Raw genomic sequence first — 19,903 nt, forward strand, 5'->3', positions numbered from 1 at the left:
CAATCGGCGCGATGTTGCACCGGGCTTTGCCCTAACGCAAGCCGGCGCAGGAGGGGGATGCTTTGCGGGTTGCGCAATCCGCGCCGGGAGGATCCCATGACGAGCAAGCCCATCATCGCCGCGACCCGCATGCTCCGCGCTGCCGCAGCCCTGGCGATCGCTGCGACCGGTTCGACGGCGCTGGCGGCGGACCCGCCATCGTTCACGTTCGACCCGGGCGCGGTCGGCCTGACCGGCACGAGCGTCACCGCGAACAACATCCTGATCTCGGATTACTCGAAGGTCACGTTCACCAGCGCCACCGAGTTCACCGAGACCGGCTACCTCGTGATGACCGGCTTCCAGTCGGCGAGCGATCCGAAGATCACGGTGCCCGGCCTGGGCATGTACGTGTCCTTTACCGCCAGCGGCACGACGGTTGGCACCGACCCGGCCGCATCGCCCACCGTGGCCACCTTCAGCCAGCTGAGCTACACGATGTACGGCTACAACGACGTCGGCACCGCGACCTTCGGGTTCGACGCCGGCGGCAATGCGGTGGAAACCGCGGCGAACGAGATCGTGCTGGCCACCGGCTCGCTGCTGTCCGGCGGCGGCTCGACGCTGCCTGATGCGCTGACCGGCAAGTTCTACGCCTTCGCGGGGGCCTCGCTGGGCTTCGTCGTCGACCCGACCAACGCCGCGTTCTTCGCGGCGCCCAACCCGTTCTACGATGTCGCGCTGACCACCTTCGCGAACACGCCGGACACGATCACGCCGTTCGCCGAGGGCGGCGGGTTCTTCATCACCCAGGGCGGCGGCAAGATCAGCTTCCAGGCCCCCGTCCCGGAGCCGGGCACCTACGCCCTCATGTTCACCGGACTGGCCGTCGTCGGCTACGTGACCCGCCGTCGCCGTTCCCCGGCCTGACCTACTGCGTCGACAGCACCTGCCACTCGGCGTCGGTGTAGAGCCGCGAGCGGGTCAGGAAGCGCAGGCCTTCCGGCCCCTCCAGCGAGAACATCCCGCCGCGGCCGGGCACCACGTCGATGATCAGGTGCGTGTGCTGCCAGTACTCGAACTGCGAGCCGCTGATGTAGAACGGCGCGCCGCCGATGTGGCCGAGCAGCCTGTCGTAGTCGCCGACGATGAACTCGCCCGCGGGGTAGCACATCGGCGCGCTGCCGTCGCAGCACCCGCCCGACTGATGGAACATCAGCGGGCCGTGCTTCGCGCGCAGCCGCTCGATCAGGGCGACCGCCGCAGCGGTCGCCGTGACCCGGAGCACGGGCTCCGTCATCAGAAGAACCCGAGCTTGTTCTCGCTGTAGCTGACCAGCAGGTTCTTGGTCTGCTGGTAGTGGTCGAGCATCATCTTGTGGTTCTCGCGGCCGATGCCCGACTGCTTGTAGCCGCCGAACGCCGCGTGCGCCGGGTACTGGTGGTAGCAGTTGGTCCAGACGCGGCCGGCCTGGATGCCCTTGCCCATGCGGAAGGCCGTGTTCATGTCGCGGCTCCAGACGCCGGCGCCCAGGCCGTACAGCGTGTCGTTGGCGATCGCCAGCGCGTCCTCCTCGTCCTTGAAGGTCGTGACCGAGACCACCGGCCCGAAGATCTCCTCCTGGAAGATGCGCATCTTGTTGTGGCCGCGGAACACGGTCGGCTTCACGTAGTAGCCGCCTTCGAGGTCGCCCTGCAGCGTGTTGCGCTCGCCGCCGATCAGCACCTTCGCGCCTTCCTGGCGGCCGATGTCGAGGTAGCTCAGGATCTTCTCGAGCTGCTCGCTCGAGGCCTGCGCGCCGATCATCGTCTCCATGTCCAGCGGGCTGCCCTGCTTGATCGCGGCGACCCGCGCGACGGCGCGTTCGATGAACTTGTCGTAGATCGACTCCTGCACCAGCACGCGCGACGGGCAGGTGCAGACCTCGCCCTGGTTCAGCGCGAACATCGCGAAGCCTTCGAGCGCCTTGTCGAAGAAGCCGTCGTCCTTCTCCATCACGTCGGCGAAGAAGATGTTCGGCGACTTGCCGCCGAGCTCGAGCGTGACCGGGATCAGGTTCTGGCTCGCGTACTGCGAGATCAGCCGGCCCGTCGTCGTCTCGCCGGTGAAGGCGATCTTGCCGATGCGGTTGCTCGACGCGAGCGGCTTGCCGCATTCGAGACCGAAGCCGTTGACGACGTTCAGCACGCCCGGCGGCAGCAGGTCGCCGATCAGCTCCATCAGCACCAGGATGGACACCGGCGTCTGCTCGGCCGGCTTGAGCACGACGCAGTTGCCGGCGGCCAGCGCGGGTGCCAGCTTCCACACCGCCATCAGGATCGGGAAGTTCCACGGGATGATTTGGCCGACCACGCCGATCGGCTCGTGGAAGTGGTACGCGTAGGTCTCGTTGTCGATCTGGCTGATGCCGCCTTCCTGTGCGCGCACGCAGGCCGCGAAATACCGGAAGTGGTCGATCGCCAGCGGCATGTCGGCGAAGGTCGTCTCGCGGATCGGCTTGCCGTTGTCCCAGGTCTCGGCGGCGGCGAGCATCGCGAGGTTCTGCTCCATGCGGTCGGCGATCTTGTTCAGGATGTTCGCGCGCTCGGTCGTCGAGGTCTTGCCCCAGGCGGCCTTGGCCGCGTGCGCGGCGTCGAGCGCGCGCTCCACGTCGGCCGCGGTCGAGCGCGGGATCTCGCAGAACACCTTGCCGGTGACCGGCGTGACGTTCTCGAAGTACTGGTTATCGACCGGCGCGACCCACTCGCCGCCGATGTAGTTGCCGTAGCGCTTCTTGAATTGCACCGCGGTGCCGAATTTGCCGGGTTCGAGCATGTCCATGTCTTGTCTCTCCAGTGTGCGGGGTTGGTGGTGGCGTCGGTGGCCGACGACTCCCGCTTCTGCGCATGCCACGTGCCAGCGCGTTGGAGCACACCGACAGCACTGCGCGCGGTGCAAAAGCACGGGAAAGTACCGACAAGGGTGTCCCGCGCCGTGACAGTGCCGTCCCGATTCGAATCGATCCGTGCTGCGCGCGACGGGCGGTTGTTCGATGCACGGAACTTGCTTGAAGGCGATGCAAGGAGACAGATCACATGGACCGTCGAACGGTACTCGGCACGCTGTGCGGTGCAGCGTCTACAAGCCTCGCGCCGCGCCTGGCGCGAGCGCAGGCCGACACCGATCCCTTCGGCTCGATGCAGTGGCCGGCGCTGCAGCGCGAGTTCCTCGGCACCGACCGCGTCGTGTTCGATCCGCGCGTGCGGGTGCAGGGACCCGCGTTCGCGGAGGACCCGATGAACGTGCCGATCAGCGTCGCGGCCGACGGCCTCGCGGAGGTCGAGCGCATCACCGTGATCGTCGACCGCAACCCGATCCGCAAGGTGCTCGAATACTTTCCGCTGGCCACGCTGGCGCGCGTGAGCTTCCGCTTCAAGCTCGAGCAGGCGAGCCCGGTGCGCGCGGCCGTGCGCACCCGCGACGGGGTGTGGCATGTCGGCGGCGTGTGGGTCGATTCGGCCGGCGGCGGCTGCACGGCGGCCGGCGAGACCCGGCGCGACGGCAGCTGGGCGCGCACGCTCGGCGAGGTCAACGGCCGCGTGTTCCCGCACAGCGCCGCGCCTGCCGGCAGCACCGCCGGCGCACGGTTGCGGCTGCGGGTGATGCACCCGATGGACACCGGCCTGGTCGGCGGCATCCCCGCCTTCTATGTCAACCGCCTGGCGCTGCGCGACGGCGAGCGCGAGCTGCTGCGGCTGAATGCATTCGAGCCGCTGAGCGAGAACCCGGTGTTCAGCTTCGACTTCGCCGGCGTGCCGCACGGCCGGCTGCATCTCGTGGGCACCGACAACAACGGCAACCGCATCGCCGGGTCGATCGAATGAGCGCGCTCGGGCGGATGTTCGGCTGGGCGCTGCTGCTGGTCACGCTGTGCGCGCTGCCGGCGCTGGTGCTGGCGCAGCCGGCCGACCCGCGGCTGGCGCAGCCGGCCGACCCGAAGACGCTGGACTACCGGCTGCACGCGCGCGAGCTCGCCGCAGGCGTCTACGTGGTCGAGGGCGCGAACGCCGACTTCAGCGTGACCAACGGCTGCAACATCATCAACACCGGCTTCATCGTCACCGGCGCCGGCGTCGTGGTCATCAACACCGGGCCGTCGCGCCGCTACGGCGAGCAGCTGCGGGCGCTGATCGCGCGCACGACGCGCGAGCCGGTCTTGCGCGTCGTCCACCTCAACCTGCACCCCGACTACTTCCTCGGCAACCAGGCCTTCGCCGACGTGCCGCGCGTGGCCACGGCGACCACGCGCGCCGGCATGCAGCGCGAGGCCCGGGGCTACGAGGGCAACCTCTACCGGCTGTGCGGCGAGTGGATGAAGGGCACCGAGGCGCTGCTGCCGTCGGCCGACGCCGTGCCCGGCCGCGAGCGCCTGGGCAGTCACGAGATCGAGCTCGTCGAACTGCGCGGGCACACCGACAGCGACCTGGTGCTGGTCGACCGCACGCGCGGCGTGGTGTTCGCCGGCGGTCTGGTGTTCGCTCAGCGCGTGCCGACCACGCCGCATGCGCAGCTGCCGGCGTGGCGCGCGAGCCTGCAGCGGCTCGCCGGCTGGCCGTTCGCGACCTGGGTGCCGAGCCACGGCCCGGTGGACGGCGAGCGAACGGCTGTCTCGGCGACCGACCGCTATCTCGCCTGGATCGACAGCGCGTTCCGCGACGCGGCCGAACGCGGCCTTGACATGAACGAGGTGCTGCGCCTGCCGCTGCCGGCCGAATTCCGCGGCTGGGCGGCGCTCGACACCGAGTACGTGCGCAACGTGGCGAACCTCTACCCGCGCTACGAACAGCAGGCCTTCTCGAAGCGGCCGTGACACGCCGCGCGTGGGCGTGTCCCATGCTGGCGCGGCGGCTGTTCGACGATGCAGCAGTGCGAGGGGAAACCCGCGCGCCGGTCTGCCGAAACCGCGTCGCGTCGCCCGCGCGAGTGCTCCAACACACGGCTGCGCGTATGGCATGCTTGTTGCCCTCTGAGGTCTCCTTGAGACAGCGCGACACGCTGTCCGACATCCACCATCGAGGAGACCTCCCATGCGCCTGAAGCTATTGCCCCTGTCGATCATCCTGGGCCTCGGCTCGTTCGCCGCCTCGGCCCAGACCGCCGTGACCGACAAGATGATCGAAGACGCCGCCAAGACCGGCAACCAGGTCCTGTCCTGGGGCCTGGGCACGCAGGGCCAGCGCTACTCGGCGCTGAAGCAGGTCTCGACCGCCAACGTCAACAAGCTCGTGCCGGCCTGGGCCTTCTCGTTCGGCGGGGAGAAGCAGCGCGGCCAGGAATCGCAGCCGCTGATCCACAACGGCAAGATGTTCGTGACCGCGTCGTACTCGCGCATCTTCGCGCTCGATGCCGCGACCGGCAAGAAGCTCTGGAAGTACGAGCACCGCCTGCCCGAAGGCATCATGCCGTGCTGCGACGTGGTCAACCGCGGCGCCGCGCTGTTCGACAACCTCGTGATCTTCGCGACCCTCGACGCCCAACTGGTCGCACTCGACCAGGCCACCGGCGACGTCGTGTGGAAGGAGAAGATCGACGACTATGCGGCCGGCTACTCCGCCACCGCGGCGCCGCTGATCGCGCAGGGGCTGCTGCTGACCGGCGTGTCCGGCGGCGAGTTCGGCGTGGTCGGCCGCGTCGAGGCGCGCGACCCGAAGACCGGCAAGCTGGTCTGGTCGCGCCCGACTGTCGAGGGCCACATGGGCTACACCTACGACAAGGACGGCAACAAGAAGGAGAACGGCGTCTCCGGCACCACCAACAAGAGCTGGCCGGGCGACTTGTGGAAGACCGGCGGCGCCGCCACCTGGCTCGGCGGCACCTACGACGCGAAGACCGGCATGGCCTACTTCGGCACCGGCCAGCCGGCCCCGTGGAACAGCCACCTGCGACAGGGCGACAACCTGTTCTCGTGCTCCACCGTCGCGATCGAGGTCAAGACCGGCCAGATCAAGTGGAGCTACCAGAGCACGCCGAACGACAGCTGGGACTTCGACGGCGTGAACGAATTCATCACCTTCGACCAGGACGGCAAGCGCCTGGGCGGCAAGGCCGACCGCAACGGCTTCTTCTACGTGCTCGATGCGACCAACGGCAAGCTCGAGAACGCGTTCCCGTTCGTCAAGAAGGTCACCTGGGCCACCGGCATCGACCTGAAGACCGGACGTCCGAACTTCGTCCCCGAGAACCGTCCGACCGACCCGACGACCGGCGCCGACGGCAAGAAGGGCAACTCGGTGTTCGCGGCGCCGAGCTTCCTCGGCGGCAAGAACCAGATGCCGATGGCCTACAGCCCCGACACCAAGCTGTTCTACGTGCCGTCCAACGAATGGGGCATGGAGATCTGGAACGAGCCGGTGACCTACAAGAAGGGCGCGGCCTACCTCGGCGCCGGCTTCACGATCAAGACGCTCAACGACGACTACATCGGCGCGATGCGCGCGATCGACCCGAAGACCGGCAAGATCGTCTGGGAGGTGAAGAACGGCGCGCCGCTCTGGGGTGGCGTGCTGACCACCGCCGGCAACCTGGTGTTCTGGGGCACGCCGGAAGGCCTGCTGAAGGCTGCCGACGCGAAGACCGGCAAGGTGATGTGGGAGTTCCAGACCGGCTCCGGCGTCGTCGCGCCGCCGGTGACCTGGATGCAGAACGGCGAGCAGTACGTCAGCGTCGTCTCCGGCTGGGGCGGTGCGGTGCCGCTGTGGGGCGGTGACGTCGCGAAGAAGGTCAACTTCCTCGAGCAGGGCGGCATGGTGTGGGTCTTCAAGATCCCGAAGGGCGTGACGCAGACCGCGGCCGCCGACGCGCCGCTGAAGACCACCCAGTTCGCTGCCGTCAACTGAGCGGCCGGCACTGCGGCCACGTGGCGCACCGTGCGGTGCGGCATGTGGCCGTCTTAAATGTCCGATGCCCATTCAATCCTGGAGACTCGAATGAATCCATCCTCACGCCGCCGCTTCGTAGGCCAGCTCGTCGTCGCCGGCAGCGCGGTCGTCGCGACGCGTTCGTTCGCGCAGGCCGGCGCCCATGTCGACGAGGCCGACGAACAGGCCGTCACGCTCGGCTACCGGCACGACACGACCAAGGTCGACGCCAAGAAATACCCCAAGCACGCGGCGGCGCAGCACTGCGCCAGCTGCTCGTTCTGGCAGGGAAAGCCGAACGATGCCTGGGCCGGTTGCGCGATGTTCGGCCGCAAGCAGGTGGCGAACGCCGGGTGGTGCGAGGTCTGGGCCAAGGCGCCGTGACCCGACTGGTCGATATGCGAGGACTAAGCTTGACAAAAATGTCACTCGGCCGATGCCGACTTCATTTGGATGAGTGCTCCGACGCATGTCCCTTCCCACACGGTGCCGAATGCCGGTATCGATACTTGAAGCCAATAAGTAAATCGACGAGACAGGACTCTTTGTCCGCTTTTGTCTCAAATGGCAAGGTTGGCTTCTATTGCTAAACGCGTTGTCATGTGATGATGAATTCGCGTGCTGCGATTTAGCTCGCGAAGCGTTTAAGTAAACTCATCGTCGCTCGTGAACCACCGAACTGTCGCTGTCGTCGCGCTTACTGCTGGCCTAGTCGCTGCCGGCGCGACAGTATGGGGTGATTGGTCGACGGAGCGGCCTCGCACGGAGGTCCAACGAGAAACCGTGGCGCCGAGGCGTGTCGTGGTCGAGCGCTCGGCGCCTGAGGTCTCATCCGTTCGAGCAGTTGCCCCTGTATTAGCGGAACGTGCGCCGCTCCACTTCCAAGACCTGGAGTTCAAGCGCTTGGCTGCCAGTGCCGAGCTGTCGGATCGCTACAAAGCACATGGCTGGATTCGCGAGTGTTTAAACGAGCGCGCATTTGCCGTGATGAACGTGCAGTACCCAAGGCTGTGCGGCCTGTCGGACGGCAACATCGACAACCTGGAGCTGCGCAAAAAGCTCGTAGTCGATCTCGTGATGAACGGCGCCTTTGGTGCAGTCGAGAGTCTTCTCGAAGAGGGGCCAAAAGGTCGCTTTGGAGCCTTTGCATCTGATCCGATCGGCCACGCGTCGTTAGTTGTCCAAGCCTATGAGATTGGCGTCTCCAAGGGCGAACCCACCGCTCTCGCCACGAAGGCTGGCGACCTCGAAGCGGAGGGCGACAAACTGAAGGCCGGTGGCGACCTTGAATCAGCGCGCGACCGATATCTCAAGGGTCTTGCTTACAGCGTCGCAAGCTCGCTTGGACTCGCGAAGCAAAACGGAGTGCCGCTCGACGCGAGCCGCGACCCCAACGTCGAATTCGCGCTCGGTCAGTACCAGGAGCGCCTGAGCGCTCAGGATCGCAAGGCGGCGGTCGAACAAGGGGTTCGACTCGCGAAGATTTGGAAGAGGTCTTGATGCTGTAGCAGGGGGGAGAGCTGTCATGAAAGTAAAGAAACTACTAGTCGCGCTGCTGGTTGGATTGTCTGCTTGCTTCTCAGTGGGCCCACCAGCTGAAGCCAAGATAATTTACGTAATAGACGGCGAGTACTCATACTATGAAGGCGGCTTCGGTTACGGCGGAACGTCCGGAAGTTGGGACACAAATCTCCCCGACGTCATCGTCGAATGCAAAGCAGTTTGTCAGGGACTCGGTGGTGTCAGCTACATCAACGCGACGCAGGTCGTTCGTATCGTATCGCCAGGGCCAATCGCCTCACCGTCCGCCGACGGGAACGGCGTCCCCGACTCGGACCCCGTCAAGGCGAAAATGGATTGCGTAGCAAACTGTGCCATTCAGCGCACCATTCACGACAACAACTGCACGATTCAAGCGGCGCAACTCCGAACCAAGTTGTCGAACATGCCCGCCGTCTCGGCTATCAGTGCCGGCGTCGTCAGCCGTTGGCTACGCAAGAAGATAGGTGGTGATGTCGACACTGCGCCCATCTGGGGAGCGGCAGCCTACGGCGCGGCAAGTTCGGAAATCGATAGAAAGATCTCTGACTTCAATGCTGGCTGCGCCGCAATGGGAGCCAAAGCTCAGAACGATTGCATCACTGGCACTTGCAAGGCCTTGATTGGCCTGCCGATTCTCTTCTTTGCACGGAGCCGCCGTCGTGCACGAGAAGATGATGGCTCCGACGTGTCAATGCGGGGCGACCTGTTGGCTTTCTTGCGATATCGGATGGGTGCATCGGTCGGCCAGCTGAACTGGGGCGATCATCGAAAGCGATCCGCTGATGCAGCCCCGCGTACCCATCATGAGCTTCGTACTCAAGTTCACTGCCACGACTCGAGCTCCAGCGTGCGCGTGCCGCCGGTCAGGAATGCCGAGCCGGCCGGCTCGCTGCGTTCCATGCGCACGAGCCCGATGCCGGGGCAGTACCACTCGAGCGTCGTGAGCGGCATGTCGCGCCAGCCGCTGGCCGGGTCGGCGTAGATGCGCACGCTGGCGCTGCCGCGCACGCGCAGGCAGCGGTCGAAGTGGCCGGCGGGCACGTCGAGCGATTCGGCGAGTGCTTCGATCTGGTAGGTCATCGGCACTTTCGGGTGGGTGTGCCGGATCTCGCGCGGGAACTCGCTGCGGCGCATCAGCAGGTGGGCCGTCGTCGTCGCCTGCCACTGCGTGCCGACGACGAACGGCGCCTTCAGCACGAAGCGCAGCGGCTTGTCGGGCACCGGCTCGGGGTCGAGGTCGCTCTTGCTCGCGACGCGGTAGATGCCGCTCGCGTCCGCTTGCAGCCAGTAGTCGAGGCCGCTGTCGCTGCGGCGCCGGGACGCGGCCACGTCGCCGAGGGCGGGCACCGCTTCGCGGCCGAGCGTGCGCAGCGTCAGCGTCTCGCGTTCGCTGGCGTCGTCGCCGAGGCGGGTCGTCACGCGGTAGGTCCAGCGGTGGCCGGCGTCGAGCGGGAACAGCGCATCGGCCGACGGCGCGCGCTCGCAGCCGGCGAGCACGGTCACGACCGCGGCCGCGATCACGGTGTTCGCGAGCGCAGTGCGCGACGTCATCACTTCTCCGGCAGCTGTGGCACGGGCATGTCGCGCAGCTTGACCGAGCGCTCGTCGTTGCCCGGCCGCAGCCACGACAGCCCGTTGCGGCCGGCCTTCGGCTCGCTGGTGCCGACCTGGCTGACCCCTTCGCGGATCTTCTTCATGCCCTCGTTGAGCAGCGCGTGCAGGTCCTTCGCGTAGGGCAGCTGGAAGGCGCGCGGCTGCGCGCCCGGCTTGCCGTCCTCGAGCGCGTTGACCCACACGTACAGCGCGCCCGGGCGCTTGGTGTTCGGCTCCTCGATCACCGCGGCGAGGAGCACGAAGCGCTCGGGCAGCGCATCGCTGCTCGGCCAGCCCCACATGCCGTGCACGACCTCGTTGGCGAAGAAGTAGAAGACGGTGACGCCGGCCACCAGCACGCCCTTCAGCCAGCCCGGCCAGCGCGACCAGAGCAGCGCGAGCAGGGTCAGGAAGGCGAGGGCGGCCAGGCTCAGCACGACAGGCAGGGTCATAGGCGTTGCACCAGTGATTTGGGCAGGGTGTTGACGTTGACGACCTGGCCGTCGGGCAGCACCGTGAAGCGCGCGGCGGTGGCCTCGTCGCCCTGTCGGGCGAGGCGCAGCTGGCCGTAGAAGACGACCTCGGCGCGCGGGTTGACCTTGATGACCGAGACGGTCACGTCCACCGGCTGGCCGTCGCGCGACTGGTAGTACTGCACGTTGACGGTGAACTCGCCCGGCAGGATGCCGCGCACCGTCACCACCTCCTGGCGGAACGGGCTCTGGATGCGCTGGCCGTTGATGACGATCGCATCGTTGGCGTCGCCGCGGTCGTCGCGGTCCAGGTACATCAGGCCCGCCTCGCGGGCGCGGAACCACACCACGTTGCCGCCCGGGTCCTGGACCCAGGTGTCGATGTCGTTCGGGTTGCGGTCGGGCCAGCCGACGTTGACGATGTACTCGGCCTTCGACGGGATGTCGCCGGCCTTCAGCGCCTTCGGGTTCATCGCCAGCAGCGCGACGATGAAGCAGAACACGAAGGCGATCAGCATGTTGAACAACATGTCGTAGAACGGATCGACCTCCGCCTCGCGCGCGCCGCGACCGCGCCGCCCGATCATCGCGTCGGCTCCGCGCCACGCGCCGCGAGGCCGAGCCGCTGCACATCGGCGACCAGCAGGTCGGCATAGCGGTCGAGCCGCGTCAGCTGCAGGCCGAGCAGGATGTTGCCGACGAGTCCGACCATCGTCGTCAGCAGCGCCACGCCCAGGCCCGTCGTGAGGCTGCGCAGCAGCTCCTGCGATTGCGACGCGTCGAAGCTCGGCGCGCTGCCGATCGTCAGCGCGAGGATCGAGAAGCCGATCACCTTGCCGAGCAGGCCGAGCTTGAGCTGGATGCCGTTGACCCACCACGCGGTGCCGTGCGGGCCGTGGGTGCGCTCCAGCAGCAGGTCGAGCGCGGTGTCGTGGTCGGGCGCAGGGCCGGCGAGCGCGGCCAGGTAGTCGGCGGCCCAGCCGGCCGCGGGCGCGCCGTCGGCATGCGCGAGCGCCCGGCGTTCGCGCTGCAGCTGGCGGCTGCGCGTGCCGCACCACAGCGTCGCGGTCGCGAACACCACGATGATGACGAGCGTGATGCCGGTCGGGTCGGAGCGCAGCAGCAGCGCCCAGACGCCGCGCGCGCCGAGCAGCCAGGTCGCGAAGCCGAGCACGCCCGCCAGCGCCAGCCATTCGAGCCAGAGCGGCTCGGACACCGCCGCGGCCTCGTCGCGCCGGCGCGTGGCGCGCCCCGTGTTGATCGACGCTGTCAGCGCCTTCACAGCTCGATCACCATGCCGTCGTGCGCGACCTCGATGCCGTGGTCGGCCAGCGTGCGACGCTGCCGGCCGTGCGCGTCGAGGATCGGGTTGCTGTTGTTGACGTGGGTCAGGATCTTGCGCGGCGCGTCGGTTGCGTTCAGCGCGTCGATCATGCCGGCGCGGCCCTCGAACGCCATCTGCGGCAGGTGGCCGAGCTCGGAGGCGCTGGGTCCGCCCAGGCCCGCATCACGCAGCTCGTGCTCATCCCAGAAGGTGCCGTCGACCATCAGGCAGTCTGCCGCGCGCATCCAGTCGAGCTCGGCGCTGCCGACCTCGGCGAGCGCCGGCGAGAAGAAGAAGCGCTGCCCGGTGCGCGTGTCCTGGATGTGCAGCGCGATGCATTCGCCGACCGTCTCGCCGCGCTGGCGTGCATGGCGCGGCGCCTTGCCGGGCACGTCGACGGCGCAGAACGCGAGGTCGGGGAAGCCGTCGATGCGGAACGGCGCGAACGCCGCGTTGCCCACGACCGGCAGCATGTGCCAGTGCACCGCGGTGTAGTGGGCGAGCGCGCTGAGCAGCGGCAGGCCCGCGGTCAGGTCCTCGAACACCAGCGGGGTGGCGAACACCTCGAGCCGCTGGCTCTCGCGCAGGCTCAGCAGGCCGGCGACGTTGTGGAGCTGGGAGTCCGTCAGCACGACCGCCTTGATCGGCGAGTCGCGCGGGCCGGCATGTTGCGTCGGGTGCAGGAGGGTGTTGGCGCGGATCTGCTGCGCGATGTCGGGCGAGGCATTCAGGAGCACCCAGTCCGCGCCGTCCTGCGAGACCGCGACCGAGCTTTGGGTGCGCGCCGCGCCATCGAGCTCGCCGCGGCGGAACGACGCGCACTGCCCGCACCGGCAGTTCCATTGCGGGAAGCCGCCGCCCGCGCCGGAGCCGAGCACGAGGATCTTCATGCGGCCTAGCCGGCGCGCTGCGGTGTGCGGTTCATGGTCTCCTCGTTCTTGTTGTGATCGGACTGCGGCAGAGAGCTTGCTTGGTAGCAAGCCGTGCGAATCGAACCCCTTCAGCAATACGCATGCCGGTGCGACGCAGGTCCGTGGCGCGCTTCGCGGGCCGCCGGTAGGTCATGGAACACCCTGATTTGCTCCATCGCGGAGCAGTGCGGTGGAGCAGTGGTACAGGGAAAGCCCTCTGTCCAATTTCGCGCTCGATCGGTGGCTGCGAGGGGTTGGGTCGCCGCGCTGCTGGCGGTTTCCGCGGCGCCGGGCGTGGCCGCCGAGGCGGCCTGCGACGGGCTGGCCGAGGTGCCGCTGGTGCCGGTGGCGGCGCAGGTCTGGCGCGTGCCGGCCGCGCGCGGCGAGAGCGACGCCGCCAACGGCGGTGTGGTCGCGCAGCTGGTCGTCGTGCAGGACGGTGCGCGCGTCTGGCTGGTCGGCAGCGGCCCGACACCGGCCTTCGGCGCGGCCCTCGGCTGCGCGATCCAGCGCCGCGTCGGCCGGCCGGTGAGCGACCTGGTCAACACCCGGGCCGCGCCCGAGCTGGCGCTGGGCAATGCCGCCTTCCCGGCGGCGCGGGCGTGGGCGCTGCCCGACGTGATCGCGACGATGCGCGCGCGCTGCGGCACGTGCCTCGATCGCCTGAAGGCGCGCATCGGCGCGGCCGGCGAAAGCCTGCGTCACGACCGCATCCGCGTGCCGACGCAGCCGGTCGGCGGCGCCGGCGCCAGTCGCGGCGCGCTCGGGCCGTTCGCGTGGCGGGCGCTGCCGCGGGCGCGCGGCGAACGCACGCTGGTGCTGCGCCACCGGGCCACGTCGATCGTCGTCGCGCAGGGCCTGCTGTGGACCGACGACGTGCCCGACCTGCGCGAGACGGACAGCGCCTTGCTGCTCGCCAGCCTGCGCGCGCTGCAGCGCTTCGCGGTGGGTGCTCGCCTGCTCGGCGAGCAGGGCGACGTGGCCGACGCGCACGCCGTCGCGCGGCAGGTCGCCTACGTCGATGCGCTGCGCGGCGCGGTGCGCTCGCACTTGGAGCGCGGCGATGTCGACGGCGCGGCCGGTATCGGGGTCGACCTGCCGGGGTTCGCGGCGCTGCCCGGCTACGCGCGGCGCCACCCGCTCAACCTGCAGCGGGTCTGGCGCGAGCGCGAGGCGGAGCTGATGCGCTGACGGCGGCGACCGTCAGGTGGCGCTGTCGGTGACGTTCCAGCGCAGCTTGCGGTAGATCGTGTTGCGGCTGATGCCGAGCTGCTTGGACGCGGCAGAGATGTTGCCGTTCACGGCCTCGAGGACGTTGCGGATCATCTCGATCTCGACCTGCTCCAGCGTGTGCGTGGGCGCGGGCTCGGTCGGCGCCACGCCGCGGTGGGTGCGCACCGCGGCGTCGGCCAGCGGCGTGGCGATCGCGCAGGCCGAGCCGGGGGTCGTCTCGACCGTGAACGGTGGCGGCTGGTGGGCCGGCCCCTGCACCCCCGGCGGCGCGGCGGTGGTCACGGCGCGCTGCGCGTCCTCGAGGAAATCGTCCGACAGGTGGGCACTGGTGATCTCGTGCTCGCCGGCGGACATCACCGCCGCGGTGCGCAGCACGTTGGCCAGCTGGCGGATGTTGCCGGGCCAGCGGTAGCGCCTGAACAGGTCCAGCACGCGCGGGCTCAGCGCCGGCGTGTCCTGCGGGCGCTCGGCCTGCAGGATGCGCCGCGCGACCGCTTCGAGGTCGGCGCGTTCGCGCAGCGCCGGCAGCCGCAGCGCGAGGCCGTTGAGGCGGTAGTAGAGGTCTTCGCGGAACTCCTGGCGGTCGATCATCTCGCGCAGGTTGCGGTGGGTGGCGCCGATCACCGCGATGTCGACGGGGATCGCCTTGGTGCTGCCCAGTGGTGTCACGCAGCGCTCCTGCAGCACGCGCAGCAGGCGGGCCTGCAGCGGCTGCGGCATGTCGCCGATCTCGTCGAGGAACAGCGTGCCGCCGTTGGCCTGGACGATGCGCCCCGGCGCGCCCTTGCGGCGGGCGCCGGTGAACGCGCCGTCTTCGTAGCCGAACAGCTCGGCCTCGATCAGCGACTCGGGGATCGACGCGCAGTTCACCGCGACGAACGGCTGCCGCGCGCGGTTGGAGTCGTGGTGCACCGCGCGCGCCAGCAGTTCCTTGCCGGTGCCGGTCTCGCCGAGGATCAGCAGCGGGATGTCGCGGTCCAGGATGCGCCGGATCTTCTGCACCAGCACGTCGACCTGCGGGTCGCCGGTGCGCAGGTACTGCAGGCCGGAGAACGGGCTGCCCTCCGGCCGGCGGTCGGTCGAGGAGGGCCCGGCCAGGCGCGGGCTGGCCGCGGGCGCGAGCACGTGGTCGGGCGCGGCATCGTCGCCGTGGCGGCCGGCGATCACCGGGCGCGACGGCCAGTCGAAGCGCGCGGTCGCGTGGAACAGCTGGCCGCTGGGCAGGCTCAGGTGCATCGGCGCCGACATCGGCATCCGGAAGTGGTCGTAGATCGCCGACGGCGTGGTGCCGAACAGCGTGGTCACGCTCTGCATGCGCAGCGCGGCGCCGCTGATGCCGAGCTGGTCGAGCGCGCTGCGGTTGGCGCCGAGGATCTTGCCGTCCGGCCCGACGACGACGATGCCTTCCAGCAGCGTGCCGATGAACTCGGCGCGGCTGTGGAAGTGCAGGCGCAGCCGGTTGTTGAAGTCGTCCGAGAGCCAGTGGTTCTCGATCATCCGCGCCGACATGCGCACCAGCCCCATCGTGTGCTGGTGGTAGCTGCGGTGGTCGCCGGTCACGTCCAGCACGCCGAGCATGTTGCCGCGCGGGTCGAAGATCGGCGCGGCCGAGCAGGTCAGGAAGTGGTTGGCGTGGATGAAGTGCTCGTGGGCGTGCACGAGCGTCGGCGCGGCCTCGAACAGCGCGGTGCCGATCGCGTTCGTGCCCTTCGAGTGCTCGGCCCAGTTCTCGCCGGGCGCGAGCGCGACCTTGTCGGCGCGTTCGAGGAAGTCGTCGTCGCCCACGGAATGCAGGATCGTGCCCTGCGCGTCCGTCAGCACGATCATGCTTTCGGTGTTGACGATCTGCTCGAACAGCATCTGCATCACCGGCGCGGCGTGCACGTAGAGGCGGTGGTTGCGTTCGCGGGCGACGTTCAGGTCGCTGCGGATCATCGGATCGAACTCGCGCTTCTCGCCGCGCGACAGGCCCAGCGCAGCGCTGCGCTGGTGGGAGCGTTCGATGAACTCGACGCGCGGCGGGCTCACGGTGCCGGCGCTGGCGCGGTCGTCGCCGCGCTTGGTGGGCAGGCTCAACGGACCGTTCGAATCTCGACCGGATGTGGTCATGGTCGTCTCCACCTGCCGTGCAGGTTGTCTCTGTCGTCGTCGCAGGTGTGTGCCCTCTCCAGGGACTGTCACCGCTCGTGAAAGGCGCTGGTACAGCCCGCCGCGGCGCGATGCTGTGCCAAAAGGGTTCTATTGTCCATAGGAACTGCGGGCCTGTGACAGGCAGAGTGTTCAAGGCTGGAACACTCGGCCGTGGCACAGCGTTTGCACAAATGCCGGCAACGAACGCTTTCTCGATTCGACACCGGAGACAACCCCATGAAAATCTCGATCCGACAGCGGCTCGCCCGCGCCGCGCGCCCGGGTGGCGTGCAAACCCTGATGGCCGGCGCTGCCGTCATGGCCAGCGCCTTGACGTGGGCCCACGGCGACGTGACGCCGCAGGCCGTCGACACCTCCAGCCTGCCGAAGGTCGGTGCCGCGTGGCGCGCCGAGAACCCGTACCGCGCCAACCCCGCGGCGGTGCAGGTCGGCAGCTCGGCGTACAGCCAGAACTGCGCGCGCTGCCACGGCATCGATGCGGTCTCGGGCGGCATCGCGCCCGACCTGCGCAAGCTCGACAACGACTGCGCGACGACCAAGGACGCGGCGCGCAAGGCCGCCTGCGTGAAGGACAACGACGAGTATTTCCTGACGACGGTGCGCCACGGCCGCACCCGCAACGGCGCCGTCTACATGCCGCCGTTCGAGGGCACCTTCGACCAGGAGGCGATCTGGGCGATCAAGGCTTACCTGGAAACCCGCCGCGAGAAGGCGCTGTGACGCGCGCCGGCGTGCGGCCGGACCGACGCGCGACGCTCGGCCGGATCGCCGCGGCCACGGCGCTGCTCGGCCTGGGCGGCGCGGCGATGCGCGCGGGCGCGGCGACGCTGGTCAAGGTGCGCGAGCGCGGCAGCCTGATCGTCGGCGTCTACAACGACATGCCGCCGTTCCATGTCGCCGGCAAGGGGATCGACGTCGAGCTGGCGCAGGCCCTGGCCGACGGGCTGGGCGTCAAGCTCTCGCTGCTGCCGTTCAACGCCGACGAGAACATGAACGACGACCTGCGCAACATGGTCTGGCGCGGTCACTACCTCGGCTACGGCCCGGCCGACGTGCTGATGCACGTGCCGGTCGACCGCCCGCTGATGGACGCGACGCCGCAGGCGACGATCTTCGCGCCCTACTACCGCGAGCGCATCGTGATGGCCCGCGAACTGGCGAAGGTGCCGGCACTCGACACGATGCAGCAACTCGCCGGCCAGAAGATCGCGGTGCCGGGGCAGACGCTCGCCGGCTGGCTGCTGCTGGGCGCCGACGGCGGCGCCTACCGCAGCCAGCTCAGCACCCAGTGGAAGGACGGCACCGAATGCGCCCGGGCGCTGCAGCGCGGCGAGGTCAGCGTCGCGGCGGGCAACAGCTCCGAGATCGAATCGGTGCTGCGCGGCGACACGCGGTACGCGATCGAGCCGATGCCGTCGCCGCGCGCACCGCGCAGCGGCTGGGCCACCGGCCTGGCGGTGAAGCGTGATGCCGTCGATCTGGCGCAGGCACTTCAGACCGTGATGAACGGTCTTGCGGAGTCCGGTCGCCTGAAGGATCTGTTCGTGCGTTACAACGTGGGCTGGCGCACGGCCTGACCCGCCGCTCGCCCCGGCCCGGACGCCGGCTCGCCACCGGCGGGCCGGGCGACGCACAACGACAGACGGAGACACGATGAACCCGACCTTCCCGGCGCGCCTAGTCGCGGCCTTCTGCACGACCACGTCGCTGGCGTGGGCCGCCGAGGGCGACGCCCCTCGATCTCCGGCCGCGGCGCAGCTGGCGCCGGTGGTGGTGACGGCGACGCGGATCGAGGCGCTCGCCGCCGACGTGCCGGCGTCGATCACGCGCATCGATGGCGACGACGTGCGTAACGCCCACGCGCTGGTCAACATCTCGGAAAGCCTGGGCGCCGTGCCGGGCCTGCTCGCGCGCGACCGCCAGAACTACGCGCAGGACGTGCAGATCTCGGTGCGCGGCTTCGGCGCACGCTCGACTTTCGGCATCCGCGGCGTGCGGCTGTATGTCGACGGCATCCCGGCGACGCTGCCGGACGGCCAGGGCCAGATCACCAACGTCGAGCTCGGCTCGGTCGAGCGGATCGAGGTGCTGCGCGGGCCGTTCTCGGCGCTGTACGGCAACTCGTCGGGCGGCGTGATCCAGGTGTTCACCGCCGAGGGCCGGGGCGCGCCGACGCTCGGCTTCGGCGTCTCGGGCGGCAGCGACGGCGCGCTGCGCTACGGCGTGCAGGCGAGCGGCGGGACCGACGGCGGCTTCGGCTACAACCTCAGCGCCAGCCGCTTCCAGACCGACGGCTACCGCGACCACAGCGAGACCGAGCGCACGCTGGGCAACGCCAAGCTCACGTTCCGGCCGGATGCCGACAACAAGTGGACGCTGATCGCGAACAGCGTGGCGCTGCCCAAGGCGCAGGACCCGTTGGGCCTCCGACGTGACCAATTCGAAGCCAACCCGCGTGGCGTCGACCGATCGGCGCTCGACTTTGATACTCGCAAGACCGTCAACCAGACGCAGCTCGGCGTGATCTACGAGCGCCGTGTCGATGCCGCCAACTCGTTGCAGGCGATGGTCTACGGTGGCCACCGCGGCACCGAGCAGTACCAGTCGATCCCGGTGGCCACGCAGCAGAGTTCGCCGCGCCAGCCCGGCGGCGTGATCCTGCTCGGCCGCGACTACGAGGGCACCGATCTGCGCTGGACCAGCAAGCTCCAGCTCGGGGCGACACCGCTCACGCTGGTCGGCGGGGTCGCGTACGACGTGCTCGCCGAGCACCGCCAGGGCTACCAGAACTTCATCGGCGGCACGCTCGGCGTGCGCGGCGCGCTGCGCCGCGACGAGGGCAACGACGTGTCCAGCTTCGACCAGTACCTGCAGGCGGCGTGGCAGTTCGCGCCGCAGTGGTCGCTGAACCTCGGGGTGCGCCACAGCCGCGTCAGCTTCACGTCGACCGACGCGTACATCGTCGGCACCAACCCCGACGACAGCGGTCGCGCCGCGTACAGCGCGACGCTGCCGGTGGCCGGGCTGATGTTCGCGGTCAACGACAACCTGCACCTGTATGCGACCGCGGGCCGCGGCTTCGAGACGCCGACGCTGAACGAGCTGGCCTACCGCAGCGGCGGCCAGACCGGACTGAACTTCGGGCTCGAGTCGTCGACCAGCACCAGCGTCGAGGTCGGCGTGAAGGCCAAGCTGGACGGGTGGGGCGAGGCCACGCTCGCGGCCTTCCGCACCGACACCGCGCACGAGATCGTCACGCAGACCAATCTCGGCGGCCGCACGACCTATCAGAACGCGGGCGCGACACGGCGCACGGGTGTCGAGGCGAGCTGGACCGGCACCTGGTTCGAGAACCTGCGCGCGCAGGTCGCGGCCACGCTGCTGAACGCCACCTACCGGGACGGGTTCCTGACCTGCACGGCCGTTCCGTGCGCCGCCGCCAACGTGCAGATTCCGGGCGGCAACCGCATCCCCGGCATCGCGCGCGGGTCGCTGTTCGCGGCGCTGAACTGGGCACCGCCGGCAGGATGGCGCGCCGGCATCGAGGCACGCTACGTGACGGGCGTGTTCGTCAACGACGCCAACAGCGACATCGCGCCGCGCTATGCGATCGCTTCCGCTTCCGTGGGCTATGTGCTGCCGCTCGGCCGCTGGGAACTGAACGGCTTCGTGCGCGGCGACAACCTGTTCGATCGGCGCTATGCCGGCTCGGTGATCGTCAACGAGGGCAACGCGCGCTACTTCGAGCCCGCGCCGGGCCGCACCTGGCTGGCCGGCCTGTCGGCGACGGTGAAGTTCTGA

General features: G+C 69.1%; 18 protein-coding genes. 10 read left to right on the plus strand and 8 right to left on the minus strand.

The annotated features are described in order from the left end of the window. Nucleotides 1-96: 96 nt before the first annotated feature. Nucleotides 97-909 (plus strand): flocculation-associated PEP-CTERM protein PepA, encoded by an 813-nt coding sequence (gene pepA / locus ACWH49_RS17660; protein ID WP_448172646.1) that lies wholly within the window; start codon nt 97-99, stop codon nt 907-909. A gap of 1 nt (nt 910) precedes the next feature. Here the strand turns inward: pepA and ACWH49_RS17665 are convergent, their stop codons facing one another. Together ACWH49_RS17665 and adh are read right to left on the minus strand one after the other, a co-directional pair. Then, nucleotides 911-1,279, minus strand: a complete 369-nt coding sequence (locus tag ACWH49_RS17665) for a DUF779 domain-containing protein (protein WP_448172647.1) — start codon at nt 1,277-1,279, stop codon at nt 911-913. Beyond that, complete coding sequence (gene adh, locus ACWH49_RS17670) at nt 1,279-2,799, minus strand: aldehyde dehydrogenase (protein ID WP_448172648.1); 1,521 nt, start codon at nt 2,797-2,799, stop codon at nt 1,279-1,281. Before adh ends, ACWH49_RS17665 begins: the two co-directional genes overlap by 1 nt. A 254-nt stretch (nt 2,800-3,053) precedes the next feature. Here adh and ACWH49_RS17675 point away from each other — a divergent pair, with 254 nt between their 5' ends. From ACWH49_RS17675 to ACWH49_RS17695, 5 genes are all read left to right on the plus strand, one after another. Further along, on the plus strand, nt 3,054-3,842 hold the full coding sequence (locus ACWH49_RS17675) for a quinoprotein dehydrogenase-associated SoxYZ-like carrier (RefSeq protein WP_448172649.1): 789 nt from the start codon (nt 3,054-3,056) through the stop codon (nt 3,840-3,842). Further along, nucleotides 3,839-4,828, plus strand: a complete 990-nt coding sequence (locus ACWH49_RS17680; protein ID WP_448172650.1) for a quinoprotein relay system zinc metallohydrolase 1 — start codon at nt 3,839-3,841, stop codon at nt 4,826-4,828. Before ACWH49_RS17675 ends, ACWH49_RS17680 begins: the two co-directional genes overlap by 4 nt. 217 nt (nt 4,829-5,045) lie before the next feature. Continuing rightward, entirely contained in the window at nt 5,046-6,854 is a 1,809-nt protein-coding gene (locus ACWH49_RS17685) for a PQQ-dependent methanol/ethanol family dehydrogenase (RefSeq protein ID WP_448172651.1), read from the plus strand. Nucleotides 6,855-6,944: 90 nt separating this feature from the next. Continuing rightward, nucleotides 6,945-7,259: a high-potential iron-sulfur protein gene (locus tag ACWH49_RS17690; RefSeq protein ID WP_448172652.1), complete on the plus strand. Its 315-nt coding sequence runs from the start codon at nt 6,945-6,947 to the stop codon at nt 7,257-7,259. 417 nt (nt 7,260-7,676) lie between these two features. Then, complete coding sequence (locus tag ACWH49_RS17695; RefSeq protein ID WP_448172653.1) at nt 7,677-8,375, plus strand: hypothetical protein; 699 nt, start codon at nt 7,677-7,679, stop codon at nt 8,373-8,375. A gap of 864 nt (nt 8,376-9,239) precedes the next feature. On the opposite strand, the gene ACWH49_RS17700 is transcribed toward ACWH49_RS17695, so the two are convergent. Genes ACWH49_RS17700 through pqqB form a run of 5 tightly spaced genes read right to left on the minus strand, consistent with a single transcriptional unit; the run spans nt 9,240 to nt 12,697 of the window. Next, the gene (locus ACWH49_RS17700) at nt 9,240-9,968 is read right to left on the minus strand and encodes a hypothetical protein (RefSeq protein ID WP_448172654.1); all 729 of its coding nucleotides are present in this window, start codon (nt 9,966-9,968) and stop codon (nt 9,240-9,242) included. Beyond that, a complete protein-coding gene (locus ACWH49_RS17705) occupies nt 9,968-10,462 on the minus strand; it encodes a hypothetical protein (protein WP_448172655.1) in 495 nt (164 codons plus the stop codon). The genes ACWH49_RS17700 and ACWH49_RS17705 overlap by 1 nt, the downstream gene beginning before the upstream one ends. Next, nucleotides 10,459-11,070 carry a hypothetical protein gene (locus ACWH49_RS17710; protein ID WP_448172656.1) on the minus strand — a complete coding sequence of 204 codons (612 nt, stop codon included), beginning with the start codon at nt 11,068-11,070 and terminating at the stop codon, nt 10,459-10,461. The genes ACWH49_RS17705 and ACWH49_RS17710 overlap by 4 nt, the downstream gene beginning before the upstream one ends. Continuing rightward, complete coding sequence (locus tag ACWH49_RS17715; protein WP_448172657.1) at nt 11,067-11,765, minus strand: hypothetical protein; 699 nt, start codon at nt 11,763-11,765, stop codon at nt 11,067-11,069. Before ACWH49_RS17715 ends, ACWH49_RS17710 begins: the two co-directional genes overlap by 4 nt. Then, nucleotides 11,762-12,697: a pyrroloquinoline quinone biosynthesis protein PqqB gene (gene pqqB / locus ACWH49_RS17720; RefSeq protein ID WP_448172658.1), complete on the minus strand. Its 936-nt coding sequence runs from the start codon at nt 12,695-12,697 to the stop codon at nt 11,762-11,764. Before pqqB ends, ACWH49_RS17715 begins: the two co-directional genes overlap by 4 nt. A gap of 261 nt (nt 12,698-12,958) precedes the next feature. On the opposite strand from pqqB, the gene ACWH49_RS17725 reads away from it, so the two are divergent. Further along, nucleotides 12,959-13,909, plus strand: coding sequence for a hypothetical protein (locus tag ACWH49_RS17725; protein WP_448172659.1), 951 nt, complete (start codon nt 12,959-12,961; stop codon nt 13,907-13,909). 12 nt (nt 13,910-13,921) lie between these two features. Here ACWH49_RS17725 and ACWH49_RS17730 read toward each other — a convergent pair whose 3' ends face one another. Continuing rightward, nucleotides 13,922-16,060, minus strand: a complete 2,139-nt coding sequence (locus tag ACWH49_RS17730) for a sigma-54-dependent Fis family transcriptional regulator (protein ID WP_448172660.1) — start codon at nt 16,058-16,060, stop codon at nt 13,922-13,924. A 321-nt stretch (nt 16,061-16,381) separates the two neighbouring features. On the opposite strand from ACWH49_RS17730, the gene pedF reads away from it, so the two are divergent. The 3 genes from pedF (at nt 16,382) to ACWH49_RS17745 (ending at nt 19,903) form a co-directional block, all read left to right on the plus strand. Continuing rightward, nucleotides 16,382-16,822 carry a cytochrome c-550 PedF gene (pedF, locus tag ACWH49_RS17735; RefSeq protein WP_448174363.1) on the plus strand — a complete coding sequence of 147 codons (441 nt, stop codon included), beginning with the start codon at nt 16,382-16,384 and terminating at the stop codon, nt 16,820-16,822. Then, a complete protein-coding gene (locus ACWH49_RS17740; protein WP_448172661.1) occupies nt 16,819-17,679 on the plus strand; it encodes a substrate-binding periplasmic protein in 861 nt (286 codons plus the stop codon). The genes pedF and ACWH49_RS17740 overlap by 4 nt, the downstream gene beginning before the upstream one ends. A gap of 76 nt (nt 17,680-17,755) precedes the next feature. Further along, nucleotides 17,756-19,903: a TonB-dependent receptor family protein gene (locus ACWH49_RS17745; protein WP_448172662.1), complete on the plus strand. Its 2,148-nt coding sequence runs from the start codon at nt 17,756-17,758 to the stop codon at nt 19,901-19,903.

Source organism: Rhizobacter fulvus (assembly GCF_964020785.1).